The sequence below is a fragment of the Agrobacterium sp. RC10-4-1 genome, from assembly GCF_014138475.1.
Lineage (GTDB): Bacteria > Pseudomonadota > Alphaproteobacteria > Rhizobiales > Rhizobiaceae > Agrobacterium > Agrobacterium pusense.
In genome coordinates this window covers 242155-248319 of record NZ_JACJIT010000009.1, presented here as the reverse complement: position 1 = coordinate 248319, position 6165 = coordinate 242155, and the positions used below count along the sequence as shown (strand labels likewise).

Here is a 6165-nt window from a genome sequence, read left to right as displayed (position 1 = left end):
AGAACAAGAGAACAAGAGAACAAGAGAACAAGAGAACAAGAGAACAAGAGAACAAGAGAACAAGAGAACAAGAGAACAAGAGAACAAGAGAACAAGAGAACAAGTCAACAGGTGGACAGGTGGACAGGTGATAGGCGAGTACCGTCTGGAACAATATTTGGCAAGCAACGACCCGAATACCGGTCCTCACGGCAGCCTCGGCCGCTCCGGGCTCAAGGAACCCACGCTTGAGTTCAGGAAGTCACCGCAATAACGGAAGCTTTGACGAAGCGGTTCGCGACCGCAAACCTGCACAAAGAGGATCTGGGCAGGCTCCGAATTACGGCAGTCGCGCATGTCCCCGTTAAATGGATCTACCCGATGGCCAGACTGGAGGGGGCGCATCGTGCTGCACTGGTTGAAAAGCAGATCCTTGCCCTTGGCCAGATGCAAGGCTTGTGAATGTGAATCCAGGCCGGCTTCCTTAACTAGTTTGCTATCGTCTCTTCAGTTTCCGCATAAGTGTCGAGTGCTGCCTCCGCCCGACACTCGGCGAGCTGCCGTTCGGCTCGCGAGGAGCCCGTGTTTCTCACGTATCGCGGTCATGCACTCGATCGGCGGAACCTCAGACGTAGAAAAAGGTTGAATTCGTGATTTAAGAAAAGGATTGACCAATGAAGATGGGCGAGCTCTCCAGGAAACTCAGCAAGATCGACTTCTGCATGTTCAACACACACGATCCCGCCGGGCAGATCAATAGTCGACCAATGAGCAACAACGGCGATGTGGAATATGATGGTGACTCATGGTTCTTCTCCTATGAAGACACGAAGAAAGTCCAGGAGATAGACAAAGACTCATCGGTTACACTGACTTTCACTGCTCCACCCGGTATTCTTGGCAAACCTGGGATATTTGTTTCTGTAAACGGTCAGGCGAGCCTGATCAGAGACAGGGCCGAGTTCGACGCCCATTGGACGAGTGGACTGGACAGGTGGTTTCCGCAGGGCGCCGACACACCACGTATAGTTCTGATCAAGGTGTCGGCACGCACGATCGAGTTCTGGGATGGCGAGGATAATGGAAAAATCGAACTGGCAAGCGATGCCGCCATGAAAGGTGCGGTATGAGTGACGCAGCTTGTCGAGCTCGACGACCCGGGATCTCGGTAACTGAACGTCCTCAGTTGGGTTAGAGCCTGTCTACGACTAATCTGACCTGTTCGCCACCTTTCAGGGCATCCAGATCCGGGATCGAGGAGCTTTCCCGAGACTCCCGGGGGAGACATGCCGGCCCTTCGCCCTCTATTGCCGCGTGTGCTCCCATCGTCCCAACGGGAGACCAGGATCAAGCTCGGTCCCGAGCAGCGTTGGCACCAATTGGAGATATCGCGGCTAGCAGGTGCATGATGCGTGCCTCAAATTTAACTTCCGGAAATTCATCAAGGCCCTGATAAAGAGGGACTAAAAAGGAAAACCGTGACAAAATCCCCGCCTCGGGGCCCCACGCACCGTGATGCATCGGCGTCACAGCCCGGTGCCAACTTCGGGGCCAGAAGCTCACCTTCAGGGTCTTCCATTGACGCCCGTCAGCCGACCCGGCAACCTCACGCAATGACCGAGACCAACAACTTCATTGCCGAACTCATTCGCGACGCCAACAGGCTCGATTACCTCGACGGCTATCAGAAGCGGCGTATGCTCGAACGGGCCGTCACGACAATTCGCGACATGCGCGAAACAATCGGTATTCCATCCGGCCCTGGCCGTGACAGTCTCGTTGATCTCCACACCGTTGCACTCTCGGTAGAACGCGGATGGCGCAGCGATGAGGAAGTGCGAAACGCCCTACTTCAAGCAGCCGCCATGATCCGGGACCTGCATATCGTCCTCGACAGCAAAACCGAAATCAGCCTTGTCCAACCTGCCGGTTGAAAGCGTTGCAGCTCGCCTGACCGGCGGCACCAGAGCCGAAACCGCCCCTGAAACCGGTGAGTAATCACAAATGCTAAGACTCGCGCATTCCTACGCTTCAGGCGAGGTCAGAGCGACCGTTGGAAAATACGATCGGTAACGAGCCACATCTCGCGTCAACAAGGGAAAGTTTTGTATTGCCGCGTGGGCGCCGACAAAAAAAGTCAGGCAAAACACCGGTACGGGTGCCGCCACCGCGGCGATATCTGGTAAAGGCCTTTCCCGCCAGAAATAACGCTGCGCGAGGGAAAGGGCCGAACTTCAGCCCAGCCTAATCAACAAAAGCATCACGTTCTTCTATCCGCTCATATCGAACAGATAGTTCCGCGTAGACAACGTCATTGATGAACAGCGGACCCGAAACGCTCGCCAACTCGAGCTGCTCAATCGACCAGTCGGCCCAAACCGGGTCGTCCGTCACAAGATCAAGCAGGACATTTGTATCGACAAGCGTCACTCGTCACCACGGGTCAGCGCCATGATGGCGTCGGTACCCAGACCTTCACCAGCATGTCCGCGCAGCTTGGCGAAACGCGTGAGTGGCTGTTTCTTGTCTGCCCTGACGAGAACTATCCTTCCATCGGGGGCCCGAACAAAATCGACCGAGCTTCCTGGCGAAATCCCTAAAAGCTCACGTACGGCTTTTGGAATGGTGACCTGCCCTTTGGCCGTTACCGTTGTTGCCATCTCAAACTCCCGTAATACCGGCGTAGAAGATGGTATTACTTCTGTGCCTCTGTTTCAACCAATCTCGCGATGAAATCAGTCACCAACGCCCAGCCACCAGATCATACCCGACAACTTTCCCACTGCGCAGATTAGTACTTCATTAACCATACCGGACCACCCTTCTCTCACAGCAACGATGGAGGTTGGCTATGGCTTACGACTGGGACCGCAATGAACGCGACGGCCGGTTCGATGAACTGGCGGCAGGACTGATATTCTTCACAATAATCACCCTGCTTCTGCTGTCGGCTTATCTGGTAACGGGCCTTGCCGCATAGGCATGGCGTGCTTCTGTCTCGCCGCCGCAGGGCGCCAAAGGCCCGGCGACGACCTGGTCACCAAAGACCGTTGCCGCGCCCTACCGAGCCCTTCACGCCGCTTACACGGCGATCCTGCCCCTTCCCTCCCGAAACCGCCTCTCGCGCGTCTTCGGCCGCAGCAGGCGGATACGCGACTGCGGCTCAATCACGGACCAGTAAGGCTGGATCAGTTCACGCAGCATGCGGCGCAGTTCCGGCCAGGGGGTCTCTTCCTTGCGAAGCTCCGGATCGTACATCACCAGCATGCAATGAAGCTTGGCGGCGATATCGTGGATGTAGTAGGGCTGCAGCGAAATCAGGACGCGCCCGGCAATGCCCTCGAACCGGGCAAGATCCTGCGCCTTCGCAAGGCTTGCGCTGTAGCCGATACGACGGTCGGCCGCATTCCATCTCCGTCTCAGCCTCAGCAACTCCAGACGCGCGCTCTCTGCCGCATCGGTGCCAATCCGCGGCGCCAGTTCCCTGATCTCCTCGAAAGAGGATACGGTACAGACCGACGTCCCGCCATCGTCGACGGTTATCACGACGGAAGGACGACCGCCGGTTTCTTCCAGCAGTCGCGCCTCGAGTTCCTGGCATTCGCGCTCGGCGGCAAGGCGCTGCCGATACATGTCGTACCAGTCCGGCCACAGCTCCTTGGCATGCACCGGTCCGGCAATGGTGCGCGAGGGAAGATCGTTAAGCAGCATCGGCAGGATCCGTGCCGCCAGCGGCAAAAGATTGCGCCGGTTGATCACGCTTGGCAGGTTGTCGACAAACGTCTCGTTGGGGAATGCATTTGCGCACGAAATTTTAGGTAAAGTTCTGCTATTCTCAGAATCAGCCATGATCCAAGCTCCAGCTAGCTAGATTGTGGTCAGGTCGGGTTAGGCGGTAGGACGCCTGACTCGGCCGCCTGCATAACGCAGACATCTGATAGTAACTGGAATTGATAGCGAAGCAATATTTTTCGCTAAATTATGGCGATTTTTCATGTTTTCTGTTCAAGTAAGGATGGCGCGTGCCGCGTTAGGATGGGGAATTGTCGAACTTGCGGAACACGCCGGAATATCGACAAACACCCTAGTCCGCCTAGAAAAAGGTGAGGACCTCAAGGAATCAACGATCGAGAATATACGCTTTGTTTTAGAACAAGCCGGCGTGAAGTTCGTCGACAACGACGTCACGTTTGGTGTTCTCGTCAACAAAGACGATTACATTCCGTCGTCGTAAATCGCCTACACATATAACGGCGAGTTACGGCACCGAGCGAGCATCTTCGCTAAAGAGCGAAATTGCACCTGATCCTTTCCCTAAATTGCCCCATATCAGACTTTTGAGCGCACTCTTTATCACGCAAACAGCGAGATCGGCAGCAGGCGGTTGACGATCGATCCGGTGGAATGAAGGATTGCGCAATGACCATTTATAACAACCTTTCCGGCCACATACTCCTTCTCTCCGGCCATCCCGGCTCCGGCAAATCGACCGTCGCCGAAGCGCTCGCGCATTTGCCTGGTGTGCCAAAGGTGCATTTCCACAGCGATGACCTATGGGGATATATCAAGCATGGCCGCATCGATCCATGGCTACCGCAATCCCATCAGCAGAACCGCATGATCATGCAGATCGCCGCCGACGTTGCCGGTCGCTACGCCGGGGCGGGTTACTTTGTGATCCTTGACGGCGTCGTGCGACCGGACTGGCTGCCGGCCCTTACAGCACTTGCCCGGCCGCTGCATTACATCGTTCTGCGCACAACACCGGCAGAGGCAATCGAACGCTGTGTGGCCCGGGGTGGCGGCAGCCTGAGCGACCCCAATGTCGTGGCCGATCTCCACTCGCAGTTTGCCGATCTCGGCGCCTTTGAGCACCACGTCCTACAAGTGTCTGGCAAGGACAAGGATCAGGCTCTGCAGTCGGCCATCAATGCGCTGCAATCGGCACGTTTCCGTATCGATAGTTTGGATGAAAGTAATCGATAACGAACGTGCAGGATGAAACAAACGTGGCTGTACCGACCCTTTACCTCCTTCGTCACGGCGAAACCGTCTGGAACTCTCTTGGCCGGTTTCAGGGGCAACTGGATTCACCGCTCACGCAGCGTGGCATCGAGCAGGCGGATCATGTAGCTCACCTGCTCCGCGACACGCTCTGCAACGATGACCAGTTGTTCCAGATGCAGATCAGTCCGCTTGGGCGAGTGCGCCAGACCGCGGAACGCATAAAGGCAAAGGTGCCGCTCCCTTATATAGAAGATAACAGACTGGTTGAGGTTACGACCGGCTCCTGGGACGGCATGACGCGATTTGAGATCGACAACGAGTTTCCCGGGCATCTTGACGGGTCCAACGCTTTCGACTGGTATTTCAGGGCGCCAGACGGTGAGAGTTTCAACGACGCCTGCAAGCGCGCGACGTCATGGATCTCGGATATCCGGCATCCGACAATCGCCATTTCCCATGGTCTGTTCGGGCGGATCCTTCGCGGCGTGTTTCTCGGACTTTCGAAGCGGGAGATGCTCGCACTTCCCGTTCCCCAGGACGGCTTCTGGCGACTGCATGACAGCAGTTGCGAACTCGTTACCGATTCCCCGTCCATAGCTGCACCTGATCAGTGACGGGGCACAGTTCGCTGTCGCAACGGACTGCGAGCGTCGCGCAAACTGCTGACTTCGTCCCCCGGCGTCGAAACACGCTTGACCTTCGATCGATACGGAGAACACATGCCGACACTTCAGGACATCTATCTGGCTTACCTCGACTGCCTCAACCGCCAGGCTTTCGATGAACTCGGCACCTTCGTCGCCGACAATGTCGAACACAATGGCCGGCCGTTCGGGCTGTCAGGCTATCGCGACATGCTGGAGAACGACTTTGCCGACATTCCCGACCTGCGGTTCGAGGCGGAGATCCTTGTCAGCGACGCGACAAGGGTTGCCGCCCGGCTTTCGTTCGATTGCACGCCCAAATCCACCTTCATGAGCCTTCCGGTCAATGGCAGGAGGATTCAGTTCTGCGAGCATGTGTTCTACGAATTTGAGAACATGAAAATCCGCAGCGTCTGGTCGGTGATCGACAAGCCCGCAATCGAACGTCAACTTGGCTGAGAGCCCTGGCCTTGCAAAGACATCCGCGGCCGGCAAAGGTCCGTAATATTACCCTGACGCGCGCGAGCGCAAGCGA

Annotated in this window: 10 protein-coding genes and 1 pseudogene; 8 read left to right on the top strand and 3 right to left on the bottom strand. The window is 56.4% G+C overall.

The features are described from left to right. From FHW77_RS26600 to FHW77_RS23320, 3 genes are all read left to right on the top strand, one after another. On the top strand, nt 1-253 hold a 253-nt coding region (locus tag FHW77_RS26600; RefSeq protein ID WP_210277054.1), incomplete at its 5' end, for a hypothetical protein. Nucleotides 254-653: 400 nt separating this feature from the next. Beyond that, nucleotides 654-1109 carry a pyridoxamine 5'-phosphate oxidase family protein gene (locus FHW77_RS23325; protein WP_044458821.1) on the top strand — a complete coding sequence of 152 codons (456 nt, stop codon included), beginning with the start codon at nt 654-656 and terminating at the stop codon, nt 1107-1109. 483 nt (nt 1110-1592) lie between these two features. Further along, nucleotides 1593-1913 carry a hypothetical protein gene (locus FHW77_RS23320; protein ID WP_004444375.1) on the top strand — a complete coding sequence of 107 codons (321 nt, stop codon included), beginning with the start codon at nt 1593-1595 and terminating at the stop codon, nt 1911-1913. Nucleotides 1914-2003: 90 nt separating this feature from the next. On the opposite strand, the pseudogene FHW77_RS23315 reads toward FHW77_RS23320, so the two are convergent. Further along, nucleotides 2004-2409: pseudogene (locus tag FHW77_RS23315) on the bottom strand (type II toxin-antitoxin system VapC family toxin). Continuing rightward, nucleotides 2406-2639, bottom strand: coding sequence for an AbrB/MazE/SpoVT family DNA-binding domain-containing protein (locus FHW77_RS23310; protein ID WP_006700634.1), 234 nt, complete (start codon nt 2637-2639; stop codon nt 2406-2408). The pseudogene FHW77_RS23315 and the gene FHW77_RS23310 overlap by 4 nt, the downstream one beginning before the upstream one ends. 191 nt (nt 2640-2830) lie before the next feature. Between FHW77_RS23310 and FHW77_RS26790 the strand changes: the two genes are divergently transcribed. Then, nucleotides 2831-2959, top strand: a complete 129-nt coding sequence (locus FHW77_RS26790; RefSeq protein WP_022562570.1) for a hypothetical protein — start codon at nt 2831-2833, stop codon at nt 2957-2959. Between the two features lie 101 nt (nt 2960-3060). Here FHW77_RS26790 and FHW77_RS23305 read toward each other — a convergent pair whose 3' ends face one another. Then, a complete protein-coding gene (locus FHW77_RS23305) occupies nt 3061-3828 on the bottom strand; it encodes a hypothetical protein (RefSeq protein ID WP_152625421.1) in 768 nt (255 codons plus the stop codon). 145 nt (nt 3829-3973) lie between these two features. On the opposite strand from FHW77_RS23305, the gene FHW77_RS23300 reads away from it, so the two are divergent. The 4 genes from FHW77_RS23300 (at nt 3974) to FHW77_RS23285 (ending at nt 6089) form a co-directional block, all read left to right on the top strand. Next, nucleotides 3974-4213: a helix-turn-helix domain-containing protein gene (locus tag FHW77_RS23300; protein ID WP_044458823.1), complete on the top strand. Its 240-nt coding sequence runs from the start codon at nt 3974-3976 to the stop codon at nt 4211-4213. Nucleotides 4214-4398: 185 nt separating this feature from the next. Continuing rightward, nucleotides 4399-4965 (top strand): P-loop nucleotide/nucleoside kinase family protein, encoded by a 567-nt coding sequence (locus FHW77_RS23295; RefSeq protein WP_044458824.1) that lies wholly within the window; start codon nt 4399-4401, stop codon nt 4963-4965. Nucleotides 4966-4988: 23 nt separating this feature from the next. Then, a complete protein-coding gene (locus FHW77_RS23290; protein ID WP_044458988.1) occupies nt 4989-5600 on the top strand; it encodes a histidine phosphatase family protein in 612 nt (203 codons plus the stop codon). A gap of 105 nt (nt 5601-5705) precedes the next feature. Beyond that, nucleotides 5706-6089: an ester cyclase gene (locus FHW77_RS23285; RefSeq protein WP_044458825.1), complete on the top strand. Its 384-nt coding sequence runs from the start codon at nt 5706-5708 to the stop codon at nt 6087-6089. Nucleotides 6090-6165: the final 76 nt, after the last annotated feature.